Origin of the sequence: Proteus terrae subsp. cibarius, from assembly GCF_011045835.1 — a bacterium.
Classification (GTDB): Bacteria; Pseudomonadota; Gammaproteobacteria; order Enterobacterales; family Enterobacteriaceae; genus Proteus; species Proteus cibarius.
In genome coordinates this window covers 3,346,206-3,371,162 of the sequence record NZ_CP047349.1, presented here as the reverse complement: position 1 = coordinate 3,371,162, position 24,957 = coordinate 3,346,206, and the positions used below count along the sequence as shown (strand labels likewise).

At 37.9% G+C, this 24,957-nt stretch carries 21 protein-coding genes; 15 read left to right on the top strand and 6 right to left on the bottom strand.

Features of this window, described 5'->3' with window-relative positions:
* The first annotated feature begins 4 nt into the window (after positions 1–4).
* The 6 genes from GTH25_RS15490 to hycI are packed head-to-tail and all read left to right on the top strand — an operon-like array spanning position 5 to position 5,553.
* On the top strand, positions 5–1,573 hold the full coding sequence (locus GTH25_RS15490) for a hydrogenase 4 subunit F (RefSeq protein ID WP_075673440.1): 1,569 nt from the start codon (positions 5–7) through the stop codon (positions 1,571–1,573).
* A gap of 1 nt (position 1,574) precedes the next feature.
* The gene (locus GTH25_RS15485; RefSeq protein ID WP_075673441.1) at positions 1,575–3,308 is read left to right on the top strand and encodes a hydrogenase large subunit; all 1,734 of its coding nucleotides are present in this window, start codon (positions 1,575–1,577) and stop codon (positions 3,306–3,308) included.
* An 11-nt stretch (positions 3,309–3,319) separates the two neighbouring features.
* Positions 3,320–3,874, top strand: a complete 555-nt coding sequence (gene hyfH, locus GTH25_RS15480; RefSeq protein ID WP_075673442.1) for a hydrogenase 4 subunit H — start codon at positions 3,320–3,322, stop codon at positions 3,872–3,874.
* Positions 3,871–4,653, top strand: a complete 783-nt coding sequence (locus GTH25_RS15475) for an NADH-quinone oxidoreductase subunit B family protein (protein ID WP_072069032.1) — start codon at positions 3,871–3,873, stop codon at positions 4,651–4,653. The genes hyfH and GTH25_RS15475 overlap by 4 nt, the downstream gene beginning before the upstream one ends.
* Entirely contained in the window at positions 4,646–5,056 is a 411-nt protein-coding gene (locus GTH25_RS15470) for a formate hydrogenlyase maturation HycH family protein (protein WP_088494545.1), read from the top strand. Before GTH25_RS15475 ends, GTH25_RS15470 begins: the two co-directional genes overlap by 8 nt.
* The gene (gene hycI, locus GTH25_RS15465) at positions 5,053–5,553 is read left to right on the top strand and encodes a hydrogenase maturation peptidase HycI (RefSeq protein ID WP_164530722.1); all 501 of its coding nucleotides are present in this window, start codon (positions 5,053–5,055) and stop codon (positions 5,551–5,553) included. Before GTH25_RS15470 ends, hycI begins: the two co-directional genes overlap by 4 nt.
* Positions 5,554–5,674: 121 nt before the next feature.
* Here hycI and GTH25_RS15460 read toward each other — a convergent pair whose 3' ends face one another.
* Both GTH25_RS15460 and GTH25_RS15455 read right to left on the bottom strand, forming a co-directional pair.
* Positions 5,675–6,052 (bottom strand): helix-turn-helix transcriptional regulator, encoded by a 378-nt coding sequence (locus GTH25_RS15460; RefSeq protein WP_098941871.1) that lies wholly within the window; start codon positions 6,050–6,052, stop codon positions 5,675–5,677.
* Entirely contained in the window at positions 6,049–7,422 is a 1,374-nt protein-coding gene (locus tag GTH25_RS15455) for a type II toxin-antitoxin system HipA family toxin (protein ID WP_098941872.1), read from the bottom strand. The genes GTH25_RS15460 and GTH25_RS15455 overlap by 4 nt, the downstream gene beginning before the upstream one ends.
* 382 nt (positions 7,423–7,804) lie before the next feature.
* Between GTH25_RS15455 and GTH25_RS15450 the strand changes: the two genes are divergently transcribed.
* The 6 genes from GTH25_RS15450 to GTH25_RS15425 all read left to right on the top strand — a co-directional run bounded on the left by GTH25_RS15450 (position 7,805) and on the right by GTH25_RS15425 (position 14,055).
* On the top strand, positions 7,805–8,794 hold the full coding sequence (locus tag GTH25_RS15450) for a glycosyltransferase (protein WP_156734136.1): 990 nt from the start codon (positions 7,805–7,807) through the stop codon (positions 8,792–8,794).
* Between the two features lie 405 nt (positions 8,795–9,199).
* Positions 9,200–10,783: an ABC transporter substrate-binding protein gene (locus tag GTH25_RS15445; RefSeq protein WP_164530721.1), complete on the top strand. Its 1,584-nt coding sequence runs from the start codon at positions 9,200–9,202 to the stop codon at positions 10,781–10,783.
* Positions 10,768–11,751 (top strand): nickel ABC transporter permease YntB, encoded by a 984-nt coding sequence (locus GTH25_RS15440; RefSeq protein WP_075673449.1) that lies wholly within the window; start codon positions 10,768–10,770, stop codon positions 11,749–11,751. Before GTH25_RS15445 ends, GTH25_RS15440 begins: the two co-directional genes overlap by 16 nt.
* A complete protein-coding gene (locus GTH25_RS15435) occupies positions 11,748–12,560 on the top strand; it encodes a nickel ABC transporter permease YntC (protein ID WP_075673450.1) in 813 nt (270 codons plus the stop codon). The genes GTH25_RS15440 and GTH25_RS15435 overlap by 4 nt, the downstream gene beginning before the upstream one ends.
* A complete protein-coding gene (locus tag GTH25_RS15430) occupies positions 12,554–13,351 on the top strand; it encodes a nickel ABC transporter ATP-binding protein YntD (protein WP_075673451.1) in 798 nt (265 codons plus the stop codon). Before GTH25_RS15435 ends, GTH25_RS15430 begins: the two co-directional genes overlap by 7 nt.
* A gap of 59 nt (positions 13,352–13,410) precedes the next feature.
* Positions 13,411–14,055, top strand: a complete 645-nt coding sequence (locus tag GTH25_RS15425; protein ID WP_075673452.1) for an ATP-binding cassette domain-containing protein — start codon at positions 13,411–13,413, stop codon at positions 14,053–14,055.
* Between the two features lie 76 nt (positions 14,056–14,131).
* Here GTH25_RS15425 and GTH25_RS19260 read toward each other — a convergent pair whose 3' ends face one another.
* The 4 genes from GTH25_RS19260 to GTH25_RS15405 all read right to left on the bottom strand — a co-directional run bounded on the left by GTH25_RS19260 (position 14,132) and on the right by GTH25_RS15405 (position 21,021).
* Positions 14,132–17,536 (bottom strand): autotransporter domain-containing protein, encoded by a 3,405-nt coding sequence (locus GTH25_RS19260; RefSeq protein WP_238795293.1) that lies wholly within the window; start codon positions 17,534–17,536, stop codon positions 14,132–14,134.
* Between the two features lie 151 nt (positions 17,537–17,687).
* Positions 17,688–18,554, bottom strand: coding sequence for a YjjW family glycine radical enzyme activase (locus GTH25_RS15415; RefSeq protein WP_075672715.1), 867 nt, complete (start codon positions 18,552–18,554; stop codon positions 17,688–17,690).
* Positions 18,526–20,067: a YjjI family glycine radical enzyme gene (locus GTH25_RS15410; RefSeq protein ID WP_099660239.1), complete on the bottom strand. Its 1,542-nt coding sequence runs from the start codon at positions 20,065–20,067 to the stop codon at positions 18,526–18,528. The genes GTH25_RS15415 and GTH25_RS15410 overlap by 29 nt, the downstream gene beginning before the upstream one ends.
* A 237-nt stretch (positions 20,068–20,304) precedes the next feature.
* Positions 20,305–21,021: a YtjB family periplasmic protein gene (locus GTH25_RS15405; protein ID WP_075672713.1), complete on the bottom strand. Its 717-nt coding sequence runs from the start codon at positions 21,019–21,021 to the stop codon at positions 20,305–20,307.
* A gap of 109 nt (positions 21,022–21,130) precedes the next feature.
* On the opposite strand from GTH25_RS15405, the gene serB reads away from it, so the two are divergent.
* From serB to nadR, 3 genes are read left to right on the top strand one after another with little or no spacing between them, the layout of a single operon-like run.
* The gene (gene serB, locus GTH25_RS15400) at positions 21,131–22,108 is read left to right on the top strand and encodes a phosphoserine phosphatase (RefSeq protein WP_075672712.1); all 978 of its coding nucleotides are present in this window, start codon (positions 21,131–21,133) and stop codon (positions 22,106–22,108) included.
* Positions 22,109–22,145: 37 nt separating this feature from the next.
* Entirely contained in the window at positions 22,146–23,537 is a 1,392-nt protein-coding gene (radA, locus tag GTH25_RS15395; protein ID WP_075672711.1) for a DNA repair protein RadA, read from the top strand.
* Positions 23,538–23,548: 11 nt separating this feature from the next.
* On the top strand, positions 23,549–24,793 hold the full coding sequence (nadR, locus tag GTH25_RS15390) for a multifunctional transcriptional regulator/nicotinamide-nucleotide adenylyltransferase/ribosylnicotinamide kinase NadR (RefSeq protein ID WP_075672710.1): 1,245 nt from the start codon (positions 23,549–23,551) through the stop codon (positions 24,791–24,793).
* Positions 24,794–24,957 lie beyond the last annotated feature (164 nt).

The window sequence follows — 24,957 nt, the reverse complement described above, 5'->3', positions numbered from 1 at the left end:
GGAGATGAACCAAACAACCATGTTAACAATTTTAATGTTTGCACCGTTGGTATTTTCAATACTGGCGTTTCTAAGTCCGTTATTAAAAGCGGGTGCGCGTCCTGTTGTGACGGGGATTCATGCTATTGGTATCACCGTATTGTTAATCGCTGCATTAGGGACTGTGGCAGATGTCATGTCTCATGGCGAAATATTGGCTGCTGCTAATTGGGTTCATGTGGATAGCCTAGGCGCATTATTCCTTGCCATCTTAGGTATTATCGGCTTTTTAACGGGGCTTTATTCTATTGGCTATATGAATCACGAAGTGGATGAGGATGAAATCTCAGTACGCACTTTGTGTAACTACTATGGATTCTTCCACCTCTTTTTATTCACCATGTTATTAGCAATCACGAGTAATAACTTGATCTTAATGTGGGCGGCCATTGAAGCAACAACTCTAAGCTCTGCATTCTTAGTCGGAATTTATGGTCAACGTTCTTCTCTGGAAGCTGCGTGGAAGTACATCATCATTTGTAGTGTGGGGGTGGCGTTTGGTCTTTTTGGTACTATTTTGGTTTATGCCAATGCCGCAAGCTTTATGCCTGATCCAGATCAGGCCATCTTCTGGACTGAAGTGTTGAAATATACAGACCAGTTAGACCCAACACTGATGCATTTAGCTTTTGTCTTTATTTTAATCGGTTTCGGTACCAAAACGGGTTTATTCCCAATGCACGCATGGTTACCCGATGCGCACAGTGAAGCGCCAAGCCCAGTCAGTGCGCTGTTATCAGCTGTACTACTGAATTGCGCGCTATTAATCATCATTCGTTACTACATTATTATTGATGCGGCAATCGGTACTGAATTTACACGTAACTTACTGTTAATCTTTGGCTTCCTCTCTGTTGCTATCGCGGCGTTCTTTATTCTTATTCAGCGTGATATGAAACGTCTTTTAGCGTATTCCAGTGTGGAAAACATGGGATTAATTGCCGTTGCGTTAGGAATTGGCGGACCAATTGGTATTTTGGCCGCTTTATTCCACACCTTAAACCACAGCCTGGCGAAAGCACTGTTGTTCTGTGGCTCCGGTAACGTGTTATTGAAATACGGTACTCGTGATTTAAATGTCGTGAAAGGCATGTTTAAAGTGATGCCATTAAGTGCCGCTCTTTTTGCTGGTGGTGCTTTAGCGTTAGGCGGTATGCCTCCTTTCAACGTCTTTATCAGTGAATTTATGATTGTTGTAGCAGGTTTAGCTTCTCAGCACATTGGCTTAACTATCCTATTATTATTGTTATTGACAGTAGTATTAGGTGGGTTAGTTCGTATGGTGGCTAAAACTGTCTTTGGTCCAAAACCTGATGTTGTTGCTAAAGGTGAACTGGGAATTTTAACCACATTACCAATGGTCATTCTGATTGCACTTATGCTGTTAATGGGAACTCACATTCCTAAGCCTGTCAGCGAGTTGTTAGAAAATGCCGCTAATATCGTGATGAATATTGATAAAAGTGAGTCACCTACTTATGCATGGCCAACGGCTTTAATCAGCAATCCATCCACATCGGTTCAGGAGATGTAACGTGAGCTACCAAAATTATGTCAGTAGAAAAGAGGGAAAAGAACTAGGTGGAGATTATGTTGCCAAAGTTCGTGAAAAATTCCCATCAGCTGTTCTTGATGAAGAGCGACAAACCGCTGATCAATTGACGATAACAGTAAAAACGGAATCACTTCCTGAAGTGGTGGAATACCTGTATTACGGCTTAGGCGGTTGGTTACCTGTTTTATTTGGTAACGACGAACGTAGTTTAAACGGGGACTATGCTGTTTACTACGCATTATCAATGGAAGAGGGTGAAAAATGCTGGGTGGTTGTAAAAGCCCACGTTAGCCCAATCACTTTAGAATTCCCGTCAGTAACACCGCGTGTACCCGCTGCTGTATGGGGGGAACGTGAAATCCGTGATATGTATGGCCTTATCCCAGTTGGTTTACCTGATGAACGCCGTTTAGTGCTTCCAGATGACTGGCCTGAAGAGATGTATCCACTGCGTAAAGATGCGATGGATTATCGCCAACGTCCAGCACCAGCGACTGAAGTTGAAACTTATCCTTTCTTGAATGAAGGTAAGCAAGATGCGCGCGTTGTACCAATTGGTCCTATGCACATTACCTCAGATGAACCAGGACACTTCCGCTTATTCGTAGACGGTGAAAATATTGTCGATGCTGATTACCGCATGTTCTATGTTCATCGTGGTATGGAAAAACTCGCTGAAACCCGCATGGGTTATAACGAAGTCACATTCTTATCAGACCGTGTGTGTGGTATCTGTGGTTTTACTCACAGTGTGGCGTATGTGACTTCTGTTGAAAATGCGTTAGGCATTGAAGTGCCTCGTCGTGCGCATACTATTCGTTCAATCTTATTAGAAGTTGAACGTCTTCATAGCCATTTATTGAATATTGGTTTAGCTAGCCACTTTACAGGCTTTGATACTGGCTTTATGCAATTTTTCCGTATTCGTGAAAAATCAATGCAGATTGCAGAAATGCTGACCGGTGCGCGTAAAACGTATGGCTTAAACTTAATTGGTGGTATTCGTCGCGATATTTTAAAAGATCAGCGTCTGAAAACAATTCAATTAGTTAGAGAAATGCGTAAAGAAGTCACTGAATTAGTGGATATACTTCTGTCTGCGCCAAATATGGAACAACGTACTGTCGGCGTAGGTATCTTAGATAAGAAAGTCGCTCGTGATTTTAGCCCAGTAGGTCCAATGATCAGAGCGAGTGGCTTTAAACGTGACGTGCGTTTTGATCACCCATTTGCAGATTATGGCAATCTTCCATTAACTCTCTTTAGTTATGAAGGCGGCGATGTCTTCTCTCGTGTGATGGTGCGTATCAAAGAGGTTTTAGATTCAATGGCAATGATTGAATACGCCTTAGATAACTTACCAGAAGGCCCATTATTAACCGAAGGCTTTACTTATCAACCCTATAAATTTGCATTAGGCTTTACTGAAGCGCCACGAGGCGAAGACGTTCACTGGAGTATGTTGGGTGATAACCAAAAATTATTCCGCTGGCGTTGCCGTGCTGCAACTTATGCTAACTGGCCTGTATTACGCTATATGTTGCAAGGAAATACTGTCTCTGATGCACCGTTAATTATCGGTAGTCTTGATCCTTGTTATTCCTGTACTGACAGGGTAACGCTCGTCGATGTGAAAAAACGTAAATCTAAAACAGTTTCTTATAAAGAAATTGAACGTTACAGCATCGAACGTAAAAATTCGCCGCTCAAGTGAGGGAATGAACGATGTTAAAATTGTTTAAAACCATAATCAAAACAGGCGAAGCAACGACCAAATATCCATTTAAGCCTCTGGATTTACCTGATGGTTTCAGAGGAAAGCCTGAATATGATGCACAGCAATGTATTGTCTGTGGTGCTTGCACCGCAGCCTGCCCTGCTAATGCGTTAACGATGGAAACGAATTTGGAAACAGGCGAGCGTCATTGGCAATTATTCATTGGTCGCTGTATTTACTGCGGTCGTTGTGAAGAAGTTTGCCCAACAAGAGCGATTGTTTTATCCGATATGTTTGAAACGGCAGTGACTAAAAAGTCAGATCTTTATATTAAAGGGACTTTTAAATTATTAAATTGCCGTGAATGCCATCAACCATTTACGCCTAGAAAATCAGTTGAATATGCGATGGAGCTATTAGTGCAATCAGGTTGGGATGAGCAAACAGTAGAAGCAATGCGCCCACAATTTGAAACTTGCCCTGAATGTAAGCGTAAACATAACTTGTTATCTGATGGTCGTGAAAATATTAGTGTGGGCGAAATTGGGAGTACAATAAAATGAGTCTACCAGAAATTCCCATTAATCATCATGTTAGCCAACCGATCACCCTTGATGATCAGGTACAAAAGCTAAAACAGACATTGTTGAAAGATATTCAGCGTTCAGCTTATGTTTATCGTGTTGACTGTGGTGGTTGTAATGGTTGTGAGATTGAAATTTTCTCCGCAATTACACCGGTTTTTGATGCTGAACGCTTTGGTATCAAAGTGGTAGCCTCACCTCGTCACGCTGATATTTTATTATTCACTGGCGCAGTAACGCGCCAGATGCGTGTTCCTGCATTACGTGCTTATGAATCAGCGCCAGATCCAAAAATTTGTATCTCTTATGGTGCTTGTGGTTGTGGTGGAGGTATTTTCCACGATCTGTATTGCGTATGGGGTGGTAGCGAATCTATCGTACCTATTGATGTGTGGATCCCTGGTTGTCCTCCAACGCCAGCTGCAACGATTTATGGTTTTGCTGTTGCATTGGGTTTGTTAGACCAAAAATTAAAAGGCGAATCACATATTGAAGTAGAAAATGAGAAAGCATCTCTAATTCTGCCTTCTATTCCTCTAGATGCTCGAGTGATGATTGAGCGTGAAGCACGTCGTCTTGCTGGTTATTATCAAGGAAGACAAATCAGTGATCATTTCCTTACCTTATTAGAAGGTGCCACTATTCAAGAAGTGAGTGGACGTGTTGATGAATGGCTACGACAAGCTAACGATCCTCGTTTATCAGAGATTGTAAAACGTCTTGTCTATTCATTAAGCCAAGGGGGAATTTATGCCTGATGACGCTAAAGTTTACTTTTGGTCACTAAGACAAAAGTTTGTTGATAGCGACGATGATATTCCTGAGCAAGCGCAACAGGTGATGTACTATTCGCTCGCGATTGGTCACCACGTGGGTATGATTGATTGTCTAAAAACAGAGCTAGTCTGTCCTTTAGAAAAATATAAAGCATGGATTGATTTATTACCTGAAGGTGAAGCAAAACGCAAAATGCAGGGATTGCTGACATTTGGTGAAATCAATATTAACTCGGAGCATACTCACTTATTAGCGTTAGCATTTGATCCTATTATTAAAAATGACGATCCTATTTTTAGTGAATGGAGTCAAACGCTGATTAAATTACTGGGTGAGATCCACGCAGAACCTGCTATTTATTTGATTGTGAAGAGAAAACCATGAGTAAAACAATGACAGCACCTAAAGTGGTATTAACGGTCGGTAACAGCATGATGGGCGACGATGGTGCAGGCCCTCTGCTTGCTGAGTTAATGGAAGCAAACCCAATTGATGGATGGATTGTTATCAACGGGGGAAGTGCGCCTGAGAATGTTTCTTACCAAGTAAGAGAGTTACAACCGCAATGTGTTGTCGTTGTTGATGCTGCTGACATTGGTTTAAATCCAGGTGAGATCAGGGTGATAGATCCTGATTATATAGCGGAAATGTTTATTATGAGCACCCATAATATGCCGCTGAATTTTCTTATTGATCAATTAAAAGATGATATTCCTGATATTACTTTTCTAGGGATCCAACCTGATTTAGTCGGTTTTTATTACCCAATGACTGAAGCCGTAAAAAATGCCGTTGATAAAGTGTATCAAGGGATCAAGTCTTGGCGAGTTGATTACTTTCCAGAGCTTGAAGTTTGTGATGAAGAAGATATCGAAGAATAAAAATAAAACAAGTATCCAAAGTTTATAGATAAAAATTAAAACATCCGCTTTGCGGATGTTTTTCATTAATGACACCTATATTACTCATTAGCTACAAAAAAAAGCGTTAATGACACTTATATTACTCATTAATTGGAGGGGATTCTTTTAATAGTGAAGATAAAATATGTGGTGAAGAAGGAACAAGTCCTACTTTTAAGCCAAAAGGTTTGAATACTTTATTAATGATATCAGCAGAGTAATTACCTCTATCATTTTCTATTTCAGACAAGGTTTTACGTGAAACATTGATGAGTTTTGCATAAAGATCTTGATTCAAACCTAGAACTTTAATCCTTAACATTTTCAATGCTTCTCCTTGAGTTATTTCTCCGAATAACAGATGAGCCATGATCTTGCTAATAACTTGTTTTCTATCAGTTGTTGCTACAAACTGATGCTTTCTAGAAGCTCTGGTGGGAAATTTATCTATGTGATTTTTATTTTCAACATTGTTCATGGTAATAATCCCCAGCGTTCTAATTTGTTAGGTATGAAATCAAAGCCAAATGAAGGCATGGTTAAAATTTGCGTAGGTACACCCCTCATTTCTAATCTTTCTTTTAAAGTCAGCAATTGTTGTGCTGTTTCTTGTAATGCATTAAGTAATTGTTCTGGTGCTATTAAATCAGATAAAGAATCTGCGATATTAATAAAATTGTACTCGCCGCCAATTTCACTGTGAGAGCCCCATTTTGTCGTTCTAGCAATACCTTCTGGATCCGCTTTCATCGGTGCAAAATCATAAATAGGTGCGAGATAAATTGCGTTGTTATATCTTATTAAAGAAGTATTTCGCCCATGATTATCACTATTACCAAAAATAATATTTAATAAATCTCGCCTTACCCACTCGATAATAAAATTTGCCGTATTAAATTGAAAACCAAACTCAGTAACCATATTGCTTTGGTTAATTTTATCTATTAATTCTTTGATAACAGTTTCATGATATAGCGTTGTACCTGGTGCTTTATTCAATATGGAATAGACAGACTCCATAGCTAAACGAATAATTTTATTATTTTCTATTTTTATATCAAACCTAGGTAACCATAAAGAAGGATAATTATCACCTTCTTCTAAACGCATATCTTTAATTGGGATCGTATCGAATCCCATATCTGTAAGTTCATGATAAAAATGATATTCTGTTCTTAAAATATTACAATCTACAACTGAACGGCTCCCTCTAGGAAATTTAACTAAATAATATTTATCAAGATTAGATATATCGTCTTGATAAGTATCAATCCAAACTTCCTCATTATCATTGCACCTTAATAATAATTTGGGGGCCTCACCTCCAGCACCTGTTGCACCACCAGCTGCCGCTCCTTTACGTTGAGCATAATCTAAAAAGTCACTCGCACGATTCTTTACATCATTAATAGTGAAAAAAAGATTTCTATTTAAGGGAGACGGTGCGGGTAATGACTCTTTTACTCTTAAGTTTCCAATGGGAGAAATAGTACCGTGATGAAGTAATTCATAATTTTGTTGCTCAGTGCTAAGTTCAGCAATATCAAGATATTGGAGCCAATATCGTCGACTTGCTCCACTAGGCACAATATCATCTAAGAATTTAAGCCAGCCAGGTGAGCCACTATCATCAAAATAAAGTTCAACAGGATGATTAATAGAAACGGCATGTTGATCATCTTGATAAAGATGCTCTATTGAATAACTTGTTTCATATTCCAACTCAGTAATTGGATAAGTAATATCATATTTACTGGCATATAACATACGGTCATACTTAGGAAAATTAATAATGGCAATATCTACCCATTCTTGGTTCAGGAAAGCTTGTAATGTTATCTTTTCCATATCAATTATCCTTCATATCTTAATGAGTGCTATATTACTCATTAAAGCATAAAAAAGAACTTAATGACACTTATATTACTCATTAAAATAAAGTTGTGGCTAATAACATGCTTTTTATGCACTAACCTTAATTTTTCCTTTAGTAATTTCTTTTAAAAAACAATCCTGCTTAACCTGTTCTTCATAGGGTATCTTAAAAGTTAATTATACTTATTCTTTATTAATAATGATTTTTACTTCAAATTAGCAAAAAAGTAGCTTTTTACTTAGGCATAACGAGTGAATAGCAAGAATAGCTCCATATTGAGGCTAGTATCTTTGCTATCCTTGCCCAATATGTTCAGAACGAAAGTTGCTTATTAGAAAGAATAAAAGGTTGGTTATGTCTTCTTTTGTACCTCAATTAAGTATTGTGGTCGCCGTTTATAATGGCGAGAAGTTTTTATCAGAATTTTTTAGTTATTTACAAGCGCAGAAACTACCAAGTTGGGAGCTTATTCTTGTTGATGATGGTTCTAACGATAATTCATTAAAATTACTTTATGAATGGAAGGATAAATTTCCTGATGTCACTATTTTGACACAAGAAAACCAAGGTGTTTCCGTTGCTCGAAATACAGGGTTTAAAATAGCTCGTGGCCAATATGTGGCGTTTCCTGATATTGATGATGTCATTGATGCCAGAATGTATCCACGTCTACTTGAAATCGCGCTTGCTGATGATTTAGATATTGCAACTTGTAATGGTAATTATGTCTATGCAGATGGGCGCCCTTCACGACCTATATTTCCATCTAACCGCTTACAGACAACAGATGTTTTAACGGGGCCTCAATGGCTTGAGCGTGCTCTTGAATCGAAAAAGTTTTTACATGTAACTTGGTTAAATATTTATCGTCGCGATTTTCTACTTGCTCATGGTTATTATTTTGAGCCAGGTTTACATCATCAAGATATTCCGTGGACAACAGAAGCATTATTAACCGCTAAACGTGTTAAATATATTGATGAGCGTTACTACGATTATTTTATTCACTCTGGATCTGTTTCTCATACAACACCGGATGATGCTATTCATGTTCGAACAATTCATAATTACATGAAAATATTAGAGATGCTTGATGCTATTAATCAAAAGCATAAGGATGTCACTAAAAATATCAATGCATGCTATTGGCAAATTGCCAAAGAAGGTTTAGGCATTATTCACTCAATCGGTTCTATTCAATCTATTGAAGTTAAAAAACAAATAGTTAAAGAATTTTTTGATAGAGGAATTTGGACACTTATCTGGCAGAATGCGAAAGATTTTAGATTGCGTTGGCGTTTAGGACGACGCTATTTCAAATTAAAAAGAATATTAAATACATGATCACAAGAGGGCACAATAATGTGCCTTTTTTATTTTCAGTGTAAATTAAATAAAAAGAAATAATTTAATTTCGTTAAAAAGTCACTTTATTTCGTTTTACGCTCACTGATAAATTCAATGATAAATATATAACTTATTTATTAGAAAAATACTGTGCACTTGCTAGAAGTTTGCCATAATGAGTATTACTGCTTAATAAAAGTTTATGTGAAATCAATAAACTGTCGAATATTATTCGAGTAGTTGAATAAAAAAACTTATTATGATGTCGCTGGTTTAGCCTTTATCTGTACCAAGTTGCAGAACATCATAATTATTATTGTTATTTATCTTGTTTCAGCCTCTTCATCTTATTTAGATAGAGACTGATGATAAGTTGTATCTAAAAAAATCGGAGAATGTTTTATGTCTATTCGGTTTGGTTGGCGTCAATCATTAATTACGTTGACTTGCTTAGCTGCATTAAGTGCCCCTTTTGCAACATCTGCTCAAACGTTGAAATTAGCCATTGGTGAAGAGCCAACCGAAGGTTTTGACCCAATGCTGGGATGGAGCCATGGTAGTTATTTACTTCTTCATAGCCCATTATTGAAGCAAAAGGCGGATCTCTCTTGGTATAGCAATATGTTAAGTGACTATCAGCCAAGTGAAGATGGTAAAACATGGAAATTAACCTTAAAACCTGACTTAAAATTCTCTGATGGCTTGCCACTTACAGCAAAAGATATCGTCTTTACCTATAACAATGCGGCTGCCAGTGGCGGTAAAGTGGATATGGGTAACTTCCTTTCAGCCAAAGCCGATGATGATTTAAATGTCACTATTACGTTAAAAGCACCACAAAGTACTTTTGTGAACGTACTAGGCTCTTTAGGTATTGTTTCTGCTGATAAGTATGATGAAAAAACCTACGCACAAAAGCCGATTGGTGCAGGCCCTTATCGGATGGTAAGTTTCCAACCTGGTCAGCAATTAATTGTTGAAGCTAACCCTTATTATGCGGGGCAGAAAAATGATTTTGAAAAACTCATTTTTGTTTTCCTAGATGAAGATGCAGCTTTTGCTGCTGCTCAAAGTGGGCAACTGGGTATTGTGCGTATTCCACCAGCAACGGCTACAATGGCTAAGAATTTGCCCAATACGAAATTGTGGGAAAGGCCGAGTGTTGAAAACCGTGGTATTGTTTTTCCAATGGTAAAATCAGGCGCAAAGAATGCACAAGGTTATGATATTGGTAACGATATCACCGCAGATATCGCTATTCGTAAAGCGATTAACTATGCTCTTGACCGCAAATTGTTATCAGAGCAAGTGCTTGATGGTTATGCCGTTCCTGCGTATACCGGTGTAAAAGGGCTTCCTTGGGATCAAACTGAGGCTGCATTTAAAGATGGTGATGTTGAAAAGGCAAAACAAATTCTTGAAGATGCCGGTTGGAAACTCAATAAAAATGGTATTCGTGAAAAAGACGGTTTAGAGGCGAAACTCACCTTATGGTATACCAGTGGTGATGCAACTCGTCGCGATTTAGCCGAGTCAATTCGTGCGCTAGTACAACCTCTCGGCATTCAAATGGATCTTAAATCAGGCAGTTGGGATACTGTAGAGCGCTATATGCACTCAAATCCGACTTTATTTGGCTGGGGTAGTCTTGATCCTATGGAGTTATATCATCACTACAGTGCGAATGCTGCTGGTGTTGGTTATTATAATCCGGGTTATTATAAAAATCCTGAAGTCGAAAAACATCTACAAGCCGCACTTGATGCCCATACATGGCAAGAAGCCGTTCCTCATTGGAAAGCAGTGGAATGGGATGGTAAAAATGGCGTTGGTGTAAAAGGTGATGCTGCTTGGGCTTGGTTGATGAATGTGCAACATACTTACCTAACTAATCCTTGTGTTGATCTGGGTACAGGAACACCTGAAATCCATGGTTCATGGTCATTATTAAATAGCGTAGATACTTGGAAGTGGACTTGTCAGTAATACGTCAAAGTGTAGGTTTTTTCCTGCGATTACTCTGCCTGCTGTTGGTGACAACAGCAGGTGTTTTTATTTTATTAAGTTTTTCACCGATAGATCCTATTAAGGCCTATATCGGTAGTGATCTACTGAATGTTCCTCCGGAACAATATCCTTTAATTGCGGCACGTTGGGGAATTGACCAGCCTTTATGGATGCGATTTTGGCTTTGGTTTAGCCAAATCATTCAAGGGGATTTTGGCTATTCCATGTTGTATAACATGCCCGTTATTGATGTTATTCGTGAACGTGCAGGACCTTCGTTTATCTTGCTTTTTTCAGCATGGGTATTTTCAGGTGTTATTGGCGTTGTGATGGGATTAGTCGCTGGTCGATATCTTAATCGTTGGCCAGATAGAATTATCTCTACTTTATCTTATCTATTAGCGGCATTACCGACGTTTTGGGTGGGATTACTGCTGCTATCTCTGTTTTCTGTCACTTTACATTGGGCACCAATTTGTTGTGCTTGGCCGATGGGAAGTAGTGCTGAAACGGCAACATTAAGCCAGCGTCTTTCTCATCTTATCTTACCTATGATTGCGCTTGGATTATTAGGTACCGGGAATATCGCTTTGCATACTCGTGCGAAAGTCGCTGAAGTGATGGGCAGTGAATTTATCCATTTCGCTAAGGCCCAAGGTGATAAAGGTTGGGCTATGATGCTATTTCATGTTCTACGTCATGCCATTACGCCTGCACTTTGCTTACAGTTTGCATCAATTGGTGAATTACTTGGTGGCTCTCTTTTAGCTGAAAAAGTATTTGCTTATCCAGGCTTAGGACAAGCAACGGTTGATGCAGGATTACGAGGCGATATTCCTCTGTTAATGGGAATTGTTGTTTTCAGCACTATTTTGATTTTCTTTGGTAATAGTATTTCTAATATCTTATTAAGACGTATTAATAAAGGAATTTTACGAGACTCATGATTTACGATCCGAACAAGCCTTTGCTACGACTTTTATTAGTTACCCTCGCGTTAATTGGGCTAGTTGCATATGGTTTTTCTGTTTCTCATACTGATATCGTAATGGACTTTTTGGCTAGAAATCAGGCTCCGTCAGATCAATATTGGTTCGGTACTGATAACTTAGGTCGCTCTTTGTGGCTACGTTGTTTTCAAGGCATGTTAAGTAGTTTAAATATCGGTGTAACAAGTGCGATTGTGAGTGGTGCAATCGCTTTAATTTTTGCTGGTATCTCCTCAATTAATCGTTATTGTGATTTTTTTGTAAGAGGCGTTGTTGATGCGCTTTTAGCATTACCTCATTTATTACTGTTGATTTTAATTTGTTTTACCTTAGGTGGTGGGCAACAAGGGGTGATTTGGGCTGTGGCATTAACCCATTGGCCTAAATTAGCTTTAATTTTACGAGGTGAAATTCAGCGTATTAGAGAAGCTGATTATGTAATGTTATCGCGTCGTATTGGCAACACGCCTTTTGAGTGCGTAAAAAAACACTATATTCCTATGCTGTTACCTCAGTGGATCGTGGGAACCTTGTTAATGTTTCCTCACGCAGTATTACACAGTGCAGCGTTAAGTTTTCTCGGTTTTGGTCAGGCTGCTCATGAACCTTCTTTAGGTTTATTGTTATCTGATGCATTACGTTATTTAAGTACAGGCTCTTGGTGGATGGTGGTGTTTCCTGGATTGATTTTGATGTGCTTAGTATTGATTTTCGATCAATTTGCTAAAGCAATGCAACAATTATGGTTAAGAGGGGCAGGATGTTAAGTTTTGAACAGCTTTCCATTGATATCGCACAATTTCGTTGGTTAGGAAAACGAAATTGGCAACCGTTGCTAAAATCAATCTCACTGGATATTAAGCCCGGAAAAATGCTGGCATTAGTAGGCGGCAGTGGTGAAGGAAAAAGCCTGTTATTACAAAGTGCGTTAGGCCTTTTACCTGCCAACATGCGAGTTCGTGGTGCGATTAAATTAAATGGGCACACACTAAGTGAACGGGAACTGATTGCTTATCGTGGGAATACCTTTTGTTATATTCCTCAAGGTGTCAGCGCTCTCAATCCGTTGATCTGCATCGGTGATCAATTAAGTCGCTCTGCGCGTTTAAGTGGCGCAGATGTTTCGTCTGATGATATTGTGCAACAGTTAGGGCTTTATCACCTTTCGGGCTCATTAGTAAAAACGTATCCGGCAAAATTGTCTGGTGGAATGGCAAAGCGAGTATTAGCCTGTAATGCAACACTCTCTAATGCACAGTATATTTTGGCGGATGAGATCACCTCATGGCTTGATGATGAACATGCCTGCTTGTTATTAGGCCATTTAAGAGAGTTATGCAATCAAGGTAAATCAGTGCTTTGGGTTACACATGATTTAGCCTTAGCCGCAAGATTTGCGGATACGATAGCGGTGCTTAATCAGGGTGAAGTTAACGAAGTCATTCCTGCTAATGTGCTTAATCGTCATGAAGGTAGTGAGTGGTTAAAGACACTCTGGAATGCATTACCTGAACAACAATTTATAAATACAAAAGAAGCATCACTTAATCCATTATAATATTGAGCTCTTAAGTTTTATTTTTATACATTTCATTTGTTATTTCTGGAGTTATCTTTATGCCACTTTTAGAGTTAAAACAGTTATCTGTGGAGCAAGCAGGTAAGGTGTTATGGCAAGATCTCTCCTTTTCGTTAGATGCGGGAGAGCGACTCGGTATTTCAGCGCCAAGTGGCACAGGAAAAACGACATTAGGTCGCGTTTTAGCACAGTGGCAAAAACCCACTCAAGGTTCAATTCTTATTAATGGCAAGCCATTATCTAATAAGGGTTATTGCCCTATTCAATTAGTCCCTCAACATCCTGATAAATGTTTTAATCCATTTCGAACAACAGGGGATAGTGTTCGTGATGCTTGGTCACCTGATGAATATTGGCTCGAAAAACTCAAGATCAAGCAAGAGTGGTTAACGCGTAGACCTAATGAATTATCTGGTGGCGAGCTTGCACGTATTGCGTTATTGCGCGCGTTAGATCCTCGTACTCAAATATTGATTGCAGATGAAGTCACGGCGCAGTTAGATGCACAAATTCAAGCCGATATTTGGCAAGTATTAATCGATGAAAGTCAGAAACGTCCTTTAAGTTTGATTATTTTTAGTCACAATAAAGCACTACTTGAGAAAGTTTCTACCAAAGTGTGGTGGGTTAATGAAGAAAAAAACAATTCTATTATTTCAAATTTGAATTATTCAATCAGTTAATAAAAAAGAGCTCCCTATATCTTTATAGGAAGCTAAATATACAGCTAAAAGTAACCCCAAATATAACAATAAGGAATTAGAAGCGATAAGTGTAACTTACACCAATTTGCATATCGTGATTGCGATAGGTTGTCATTTCCCAATTTACAGATGTAGTGACAGAAGATTGCTTATCAAACTGATAAGTGATCCCAACATTAGCAAATGGGCGTTGTTTTACCTGTTTTTTATTTTCTGAATAATCAATTTGTTGTTGACCTAAATAGTCAATATGGCTACGAAAATCCCCTTGATAATGCGATAAGTTCCACAGTAAGCCCGCTTTTGTATTAAGTATGAAAGAAGAACCTAATAAATGCTCCATACCTAATCCCATTTTGGCGAATAATGAATGCGTTTTAAGGGCATCATAGTGTGCTGCAAATTGGGCATTTTGAGTTTCACTATAAGCTGAACGTGATATTTGATTAAAAGTAATTCCTACAAATGGCGTTAGCAGTAAATTATCTGATAATGAATAAGGGTAATAAGTTTGAAAATCAATATGATAACCAGATATTCTGGCGTTTCCTTTACCCGATTCAGTACCTGCTAATGCAGGTCTTTCAATAGAAACTTTACGATTTAAATAAGCACCTTTTAAAGAAAAATGTGGTGCATTATTATTTAATTCAGCATTCAATGACGGTATTAAATCTAAACTAAAACCAATTAAAGGTAATGCATAGCCTTGATATTGATAACCTTTAGGTAATGAAGAGGAGACATCGGTATCAATGGCCAAACCGACAACGAGTGGAATATTTTTGATATCAAAACGATAAGCTCCACTCAATCCTGTTTGGGTTGCATTAGTTTTATTTAGATTTTGATAATGTGTAAAACCACTAATACACGCATTTTCAGCACCTACAGAGCAAGTTGCAGAAGCTAGATAACGCAATTGCCCTTGTTGCATATCCATAAACTTATAGCCGTTTTCAGCCATTAATTGCATTGATTTATAGGTGTTTTCAATGTCGATAGGTTTGCTGATAATGATCGATGGTTTTGTTATTTCTTTCTCTTTTTCTTTAGCTTTAATATCAGCTTGCTCTTTGGCTAAGCGCTCTTGCTCCGCTTTGGCTTTATCGGCTTGCTCTTTGGCTAAGCGCTCTTGCTCCGCTTTGGCTTTATCAGCTTGCTCTTTGGCTAAGCGCTCTTGCTCTGCTTTGGTTTTATCGGCTTGCTCTTTAGCTAAGCGCTCTTGCTCCGCTTTGGCTTTATCAGCTTGATCTTTGGCTAAGCGCTCTTGCTCTGCTTTGGTTTTATCGGCCTGCTCTTTAGCTAAGCGCTCTTGCTCTGCTTTGGTTTTATCGGCTTGCTCTTTAGCTAAGCGCTCTTGCTCCGCTTTGGCTTTATCAGCTTGCTCTTTGGCTAAGCGCTCTTGCTCCGCTTTGGTTTTATCGGCTTGCTCTTTGGCTAAGCGCTCTTGCTCTGCTTTGGCTTTATCAGCTTGCTCTTTGGCTAAACGTTCTTGCTCCGCTTTGGCTTTATCGGCTTGCTCTTTGGCTAAACGTTCTTGCTCCGCTTTGGCTTTATCGGCTTGCTCTTTAGCTATGCGCTCTTGCTCCGCTTTGGTTTTATCGGCTTGCTCTTTGGCTAAGCGCTCTTGCTCCGCTTTGGCTTCGTCATCCAAACGTTGTTTTTTATCTACTTCTATTGTCGCATTTTTTTGTGTTAGTGCATTAAGAGTGGTTTTACTCTTTTCATATTCATACTCTGTTAATTTTAACTCTGTACTTTGTTCTCCTTTGTCGAAATTAGCTATTTTAGTATTAAGGTCTTCGACATTTTTTTGATATTCTTCTTCTTTATATTTATTTCTATGATATTCATCTGAGTACCTGTTAAATATATCTTGATCGCCATTTTCTTCACCTTTATCAATGATATTTTCAATTCTTACTCTTTCCTTATTAGCCTTATGCATTTCATTTTTAGTTGTTTCTAATTTATTTAATAATTCCTCTCTTTGTGTGTTGATGTTTTCTTTAAGTAAAGCGATTTTCTCTAATAATAAATTAGAGTTATCTGTAACTTTTTTAATATCGTTATTTGCTAATAATGTGTCAAACTTAATATTTATTGCTTCTTTTCTTTGGTTTTTTTCTATTTCTTGATCAGTCTTTCTTCCAAGGTTCCATGCAACCATTCTCCATGTGCTATCGATGTCTTTTGATATTCCAAATACAGTATTACCATCTTTAGAAATAGAATGAGCTTCTGATTCTTTAATATCGTTATTAAGATTTAGTAATAATTGGGATTTGTTTTCTTCAACGAAATAGATGAAGGCATTTCTAAGATATTTTGATAATGGAGACGTTTTATTTATAATGTTGTTACCGTACTCTACCCAGCCAACAAAAAATTCACCATTTTCTGAAATAGCAGTTGCTTCTGAATTATAATAACGATCATATCCAGTATTATTAATTATTGGTTTTCTAATTTTATTTTTAGTTGGATCATAGATAAAAGCCTCACGAATTAATCTATCATTGCTTTCATTTCTGCGTTTAATACGTGATTCAATCCAACCAACGGCTAGATCATTTTTAGAGAATTGATTGATTTTTGATGAGCCATAATCTGAATCCGAAATGATTTTTACATCATCGTTCGATTTATCATAAATAAATGCTAATCTAACACTTTTTGATTCTTGGTTTTCCCGTTGTAAAGTACCATAAAGATATTTTCCACTAAAGGATGGAGCAGTAATATTAGGTTTTAATTTGATTAATTTATTAATAAAAGCTAAATCTTCAAATAAAATAAATTTATTTTTTTCTATGTGATTATTGATTTTTGTTTTATTCCACTCACTGAGTGAAATGCTTTTTTTATTTTCATTATCAAAGATAAAAAATTTCTTTTCGCTAGGTGAAGTATACCTTGCATAAGGATCGTTATCCTCAGAGTAAAGGCTAAATAATCCATCATTAGTAGTAAAGTAATAATCATCTTCAATATAATATGAAATATCATCTTTATGATTAAATAATTTTATTTCTTTTAAAAAAACATCATAAACAAAAAACACACTGTTGTTATTATACTCACCATGAGCAGTCAAATAATGACCATCTTCTGAAAGTGAAAGAGCACTGATGTTATTAAAATCTTTTATTTTCAAAGAAGTAAAGGTTTTACCAATATCATGGCTGATATTAGTGTTATATTTATCTGATGTTATTATTATATTATTATATTTAGATGCTAAGATTGTTGGAAGATTTCGTGGGAACATTCTTCCATGAATTTGCCTATTGCTGTCATATCTTAGAAGGGAATCTTTATCAACAGATTCAAAATTAAATTCAATATTTTTTGTGGAGACTAGCTCTGATGGATCGTTTAAAGCATAGCTACATGTAGAATTAATTATAATTGAAATAATAATCGATAGCTTTAGCTTCTTTTTATTCATAAACATAAAATATCATTCCGTTTATTTTGGCAGGTTTTTTTGAAGACTAATTTGAACTTCTTTTTCTGTCAATATAAATGAATTTTATTTTAAAATGCATTTCTAATTATATTCATAATAATTAGAAATTATTGTTTTTATTTTACATTGATTTTTATTATGAATATATCCCTGGGGTGTTAATATTTGTAATATTTCTTTTTCTCAATTCTTTACTAAATATATCAATATGTTGTTTTTGTGCCGACACCCATTTACTCGCTTCACCATAAATACCATGTTGATGAAATGCATTAATACGGACTAATACAGATTCACCAAGTGAATTAATAAACTGGGAAAGTAATTCAATATTCTCTAAATAATCTGTTTTTTCTGGAATATATAAAAGGCGTAATTCTGTAAGCAAATTATTATTAGCTAACCATTTGATTGAATCTTTAATTCGTTGGTTACTACGCCCTGTTAAATAAATATGAGTATCTTCATTCCAACTTTTTAAATCAATCATAGCACCGTCCATATAAGGGGCGATTTTTTGCCAGCCATTAAGTGAAAGTGTGCCATTACTGTCGATTAAACAAGTAAGGTGTTTAAGATCCGGTGCTTTCTTGATTGCCTTAAAGTAATCAATTAAAAAAGGAAGTTGTAATGTAGATTCACCCCCACTTACAGTTATGCCATTAATAAATGCTGCATATTTACGTGTAATAACCATTAATTCATCAACGGTATAGGTTAAGGTCATTGGGCTTGATTGCCGTGGGCATTGTTGAATACAAGTGTCGCATTGTTCACAACTGGTACTGTTCCAACTCATTACGCCATTTTGTAATGAAAGTGCTTGCTGTGGGCAGGTAGGAATACAGTCGCCACAATTATCACAGATCCCCATTGTGTAGGGATTGTGACAATTCTTGCAGCGTAGATTACACCCTTGCAGAAAGATGGCCAGGCGATTGCCTGGGCCATCCACGCAAGAGAAAGGGAGTATCTTATTTATCGAAGCGCATCTGCTGTTCATGACTGATAACTCGTGGTTTACGTTCAGCAATATGACAATTTGCCGTGGCTTCATCACCTAACCAAGTAGTGTTAAGGCGAGAGCCTTCATCTTTATACTTTTTCAAATCAGATAAGCGAACCATATAACCAGTCACACGGACGAGATCATTTCCGCCCACATTGGCGGTAAATTCTCTTAATCCAGAAGAGAACGCGCCTAAGCAGAGTTGCATTAGGGCATCAGGGTTTTGTTTGATGGTTTCATCAACCGTTAAAATATCGCTGATCCCTGAGGTATAAAATTGATGGTGAGGAGCAACGGTCATTAAGTGCGTAACAGGATCTGGCTCTTTACCATAAGGAATACGAGTCGCAGGTGTTGTGCCAATATCAGAGCTAATACCTGATTGAGCATGTAACATTGCTCGGTGGTTCCAGCCGTATTTTACTGGTGTTTCGGTAACAAATTGAGCCAATTTTTCACTGATCATATAGCTAAGTTTATTCGCTGATTCATTATCACCATAAGCAACATTTTTACCTTCTTTTTCAAGTAAAAGCGCTACGGCTTCGGCCATTCCATAAATACCAAACATAGGAGCAAAACGATCAGGTGAGATTAATCCTTCTTCAACTAAGAAGCTCTGTTTAAAGAAGTTAGATTTTTCATAGAGAAACTCACAACGAGCATCAATGATCTCAATCTGTTTTTGCATATAAAAAGGCAATACATTATCAAGAAAATCTGGGCTATTTTGGCTACGCTGTGCAACCTCTTTGAGGTTTATACGCACTAAGGTGCTACCACCACCACTTTGAGGCAGAGAGTTATAACAACTCACAATCCCGTATTCATCTTTGCCAAATACCACATCTTGCAAAGCACCATTAGCAATATGCGGTTTACTACTGTGGCAAATATTGGTGATAGCTTGGTGAAGTAAATCAGCAGGTGTTGATTTCGCATCATAAATAAATGTGAGATTAGGCGCGACTTGCTGAAGCTCAACATCTACTTTAAGAATTAGACGTGTAAGAACAGAGTCTTCTGGGCCAATATTGGCGTGCATAAAGGCATCTGGTAGCGTTCTATCAAGATAGCGCCAGAAGCGTTTTAATTTAGGGTAAAGCTGTTCTTCAGTCAGTTCACCAACATAAGGCAGTAAGATTTTATCAATGCGGCCTAAATAAACAGGCATAGAGGTTACAGAAGGAACATGATGATAAAGAATAGTCAGCATGTTTAAGGCATCGTCAAAATCTTGTGCAGGTTCAAGTTCTAAATAGCGAGAGCCTTTTGCTAAAAATTTCGCGTAATCAGGTAACACATAACGCGGTTTATAAGGGGCGTGACCTTCATACATATCACAGATAACCCGTTCATTCAGTGCTTTAGCCGCATCCTCAGGAAGTGAGGGATAAGGCAACATATTTTCAGCTTCTAAAGCGAGAAAATGACGTTTTTGTTCAGGGGAAAGGGTTGGGTTTTCTACGATTTGTTGACAACGTTGGATAACAGATTGTTCAGTCATAACCACCTCAGTACTCAAAGAGCCAGAAAAAGATTTAAAACCTATCTTTTTAGGTTAATGACTTAGTGAAAATTTACCGTGATTTTAAACAAAACCCCTTTAAAGATTAAGGAAATAGCACGAAAATACGTATAAATTAGATATATCTAATTCAAATTATGGTTAATTAGAAATAAAAAAGTGAGTTCAGCTAATGAATAACTCAACCCACTTAGTGACTCCTCAATAGAATAAAAATTATGACTTCTCTATTTTATTCTCCGTGTCGTTATCTTCCTCAATAGATCCTTTTTCTTCATTACTCTCGTTTTCTTCAGTCTCTTCTTTTTCAGTACGTGGCGGTAAATTGGCAGTTAATAAATAAGGAGATTGTTGCCAATGAACGGGGGTTAGTTGAAGAAGGTTATGAGAAAGCAAAAAGCCAATCGCAAGCGCAACTAATAACATGACACGTAATAAATTTGTTGTGTTATCGACTTGGCTTGATTCAGTGACAAGCTGATGAGTATCCAGCGTAAGCCTTAAAAAACCTTTAGGTTTATCTTTGCCCGGTACAGGCACAACAAGTTGATGATTAAAAGAACCGCCACTTTTTTGCCCTTCTAGTGCTAATCGCTCTTTAACAGTGACATTTTCACCGCTATGCGCTATTTGTGTACCATCTTCTAAATAAAGACTGGCATCAAGCACCCGACTATCGTGAGTCAGATGATTTAAATTAGCCATAATGAGGGGATTTACGTTATCTTTGCTACTGTCATCTATATAAGTGGATAAAGAGAACGCAACTTGTTCTGCCAGCGTTTTTGCAAGCTCTTCAAACTGAGTAATACGGGCGTGCTGGTTTGCACGGCTAAAATAAGACGCGCCTTGCATAAGAAATGCCAATAGTGCGATACAAATCAGTATAATCGCCGTTTTTTGTAGTTTGAATTTTAGTTTGTCTTTAAGCATGTTCATCCTTTTGCGTAAGCAAGTATGTGCATGTTGCCAGATGAGCCAGAGATAGAATAGGCTGAATAACGATTATTTTGTTCAGACAGGGGAAAACAGGAGAATAAGTATGTCAAATAGTCTGACCTATTGCTATTTACCGGATGAAATCCGTAAATGGCCAGGTCTGCCGTTATCACTCAGTGGTGAAGAGGTAATGCCACTAGATTACCGTGCTGGAGATAGTGGGTGGTTACTTTATGGACGTGAACTTGATAAGAAAAGAATAAGTGAGTTCCAACATAAATTAGGTGTGGCAATCGTCGTGGTTTCTTCATGGCGCATTGATGATTACCAAGTTGTGCGTATTGCAGGTAGCCTAACTCGCCGGATCCGCCGTTTATCCGATGAATGTGGCCTAGATGTCGTTCCTCTAGGTGAAATTCCTCGTTTACGTTCTCCTGGGCTTTTAGTGATGGATATGGATTCAACGGCAATTCAAATTGAATGTATTGATGAAATCGCTAAATTAGCAGGAGTGGGGGATAAAGTTGCTGCGATAACAGAGCGAGCAATGCAAGGTGAAATGGATTTTAGTGAAAGCTTAAAACTGCGTGTTGCTGAACTTAAAGGTGCTGACGCTTCTATTTTACAAAAAGTGATGGATGATTTGCCTCTTATGCCGGGGTTAACGAGCTTAGTTCGAAAACTTCAGGCGATGGATTGGCATATTGCTATCGCATCTGGCGGTTTTACGTATTTTGCTGATAACTTAAAACAAAAATTACGTTTAGTAGCTGCTGTTGCTAATCATCTTGAAATTAAAGATGGCAAACTAACGGGTAAAGTTAAAGGCCCTATTGTTGATGCGAAATATAAAGCACAAGTCCTTGCACGTTTAGCTAAAGATTTAGAGATCCCAATAGAGCAAACAATTGCCATTGGGGATGGTGCAAACGATCTTAAAATGTTGAGAAAAGCAGGGCTTGGTATTGCTTATCATGCAAAACCTAAAGTGTATGCTCAGGCAAAAGTTGCGATCCGCCACGCCGATCTAATGGGTGTATTGTGTATTTTAAGTGGTGGTTTAAAACACGAAGAGCGCTAAGGGTGTTTTTCTAAATAGTTATTGTTGGGAGAGAAGTGTGGCAAAAGCAGCAAAAAGAGCCTTTGTATGTAATGAATGTGGTGCAGATTACCCTCGTTGGCAAGGGCAATGTTCTGCTTGTCATGCGTGGAATACAATTACAGAAGTACGCCTTGCAGCAGCCCCTTCTTCCCGCAACGAGCGTTTTAGTGGATTTGCGGGTGATGCGAAAGGGGTTAGCCGAGTTCAAAAATTATCGGAAATTAGCCTTGAAGCATTACCTCGATTTTCCACAGGGTTTAAAGAGTTCGACCGCGTACTAGGTGGTGGCGTTGTTCCCGGAAGTGCCATTTTAATTGGGGGAAGCCCCGGTGCAGGTAAAAGTACTTTATTGCTACAAACTATGTGCCGTTTAGCGACTGAAATGAAAACACTGTATGTCACGGGTGAAGAGTCGCTACAACAAGTCGCTATGCGCGCTCACCGATTAGGTTTACCGACAGCCGAACTGAATATGTTGTCAGAAACCAGTATTGAACAGATTTGTTTAATTGCCTCACAAGAACAACCTAAATTAATGGTGATTGACTCTATTCAAGTGATGCATATGGCAGATATTCAATCTTCGCCAGGCAGTGTTGCTCAAGTCCGCGAAACAGCCGCTTATCTGACCCGTTTTGCTAAAACTAATGATGTTGCCATTATTATGGTAGGTCATGTAACAAAAGATGGCACATTGGCTGGGCCTAAAGTGCTGGAACACTGTATCGACTGCTCCGTTATGTTGGATGGTGAAACAGACTCTCGTTTTCGTACTTTACGTAGTCATAAAAACCGTTTTGGCGCCGTTAATGAATTAGGCGTTTTTGCCATGACAGAGCAAGGATTACGGGAGGTGAGCAATCCCTCAGCTATCTTTTTAAGCCGAGGTGATGAGATTACCTCAGGCAGTTCTGTGATGGTGGTGTGGGAAGGTACAAGACCTTTGCTGGTGGAAATCCAAGCGTTAGTTGACCACTCAATGTTGTCTAATCCACGGCGTGTTGCGGTGGGATTAGAGCAAAATCGCCTTGCCATTTTACTTGCCGTTTTACATCGCCATGGCGGATTACAAATGTCTGATCAAGACGTTTTTGTGAATGTAGTTGGTGGAGTAAAAGTCACAGAAACCAGTGCAGATTTAGCCTTGTTATTATCATTAGTATCAAGTTTTCGTAATCGTCCTTTACCGCGTGATTTAGTGATATTTGGTGAAGTGGGACTTGCGGGAGAAATTCGACCTGTACCTAGTGGGCAAGAGCGTATTGCAGAAGCAGCAAAACATGGATTTAAACGTGCAATTGTACCTAGTGCAAATATGCCGAAAAAGAATCCCCCTGATATGAAAGTGTATGGTGTGAAGAAGCTGTCAGATGCGTTATCTGTCCTTGATGATTTGGAAGATTTCTAAAGGAGAAAAGTATGGGCTCTTTTGATTATATCAAACAGGCTATCAGAAAAAATGGATATACTTTACAAAAAGTTGCTGATGAAAGTGATATGACGAAAGGCTATCTTAGCCAATTGATTAATAATAAAATCAAGAGTCCCAGTGCTCAAAAGATGTCGGCATTACACCAATTTTTAGGGTTAGAATACCCAGTGAAAAAGAAAACCATTGGTGTGATTTTTGGCAAATTTTATCCTCTTCACACCGGGCATATTTATTTAATTCAACGTGCTTGTAGTCAAGTAGATGAATTGCATGTCATTTTATGTCATGACGAGCCTCGTGATAAAAACCTTTTTATCAACAGTGCGATGTCACAACAACCTACGGTCAGTGATAGATTGCGCTGGTTATTACAAACCTTTAAATATCAAAAGAATATCCGTATTCATGAGTTTGATGAACACGGTATAGAGCCACAGCCTCATGGTTGGGAAATGTGGAGTGATGGGATCAAAACATTTTTGCGTGAAAAGCAGATAACCCCTGATTTTATCTATACTAGTGAACGGGAAGATGCGGATCAATATAATGCTTTCTTGGGTATTGAAACGGTTCTGATTGATCCTGAACGTTCATTTATGAATATCAGTGGCAGTCAAATCCGCCAAGCGCCTTTTAAATATTGGGAATATATTCCAACAGAAGTAAAACCTTTCTTTGTGCGTACAGTAGCGATTTTAGGTGGCGAATCCAGCGGTAAATCAACGTTAGTGAATAAGCTTGCCAATATTTTCAATACGACGAGTGCATGGGAATATGGTCGTGATTATGTATTTTCTCACCTTGGTGGTGATGAAATGGCATTACAATATTCCGACTACGATAAAATTGCATTAGGGCATGCTCAATATATTGATTTTGCTGTTAAATATGCAAATAAAGTTGCTTTTGTTGATACGGACTTTGTCACAACACAGGCATTTTGTTTACGTTATGAGGGTAAAGAGCACCCCTTTGTTCAAGCTCTGATTGATGAATACCGTTTTGATTTAGTTATTTTGCTAGAAAATAACACGCCATGGGTAGCCGATGGTTTGCGTAGTTTAGGGAGTGATAAAGATCGTCGTCGTTTCCAAACCTTATTAATGGAAATGCTCGATAAAAACAATATTGAGTATATCAAAGTTAACTCCCCTGATTATGACGAACGTTTCTTAAGTTGCGTTGAATTAGTCAGAGAATTATTGATGATGCAATCAAAACATATTGAGTAACATTATGATTAAAAAACGCCATTAGTGGCGTTTTTTTACATTGAAGAATGATAATAATCGCTTGTCTCAAAACTTAATGTTTTTCTTCCTGAGTAAATTTCTTTTATTCTTTACTACTAATGACCTATCAGAACAAAATCTCTTGCCAAAAGATAAAAATATAT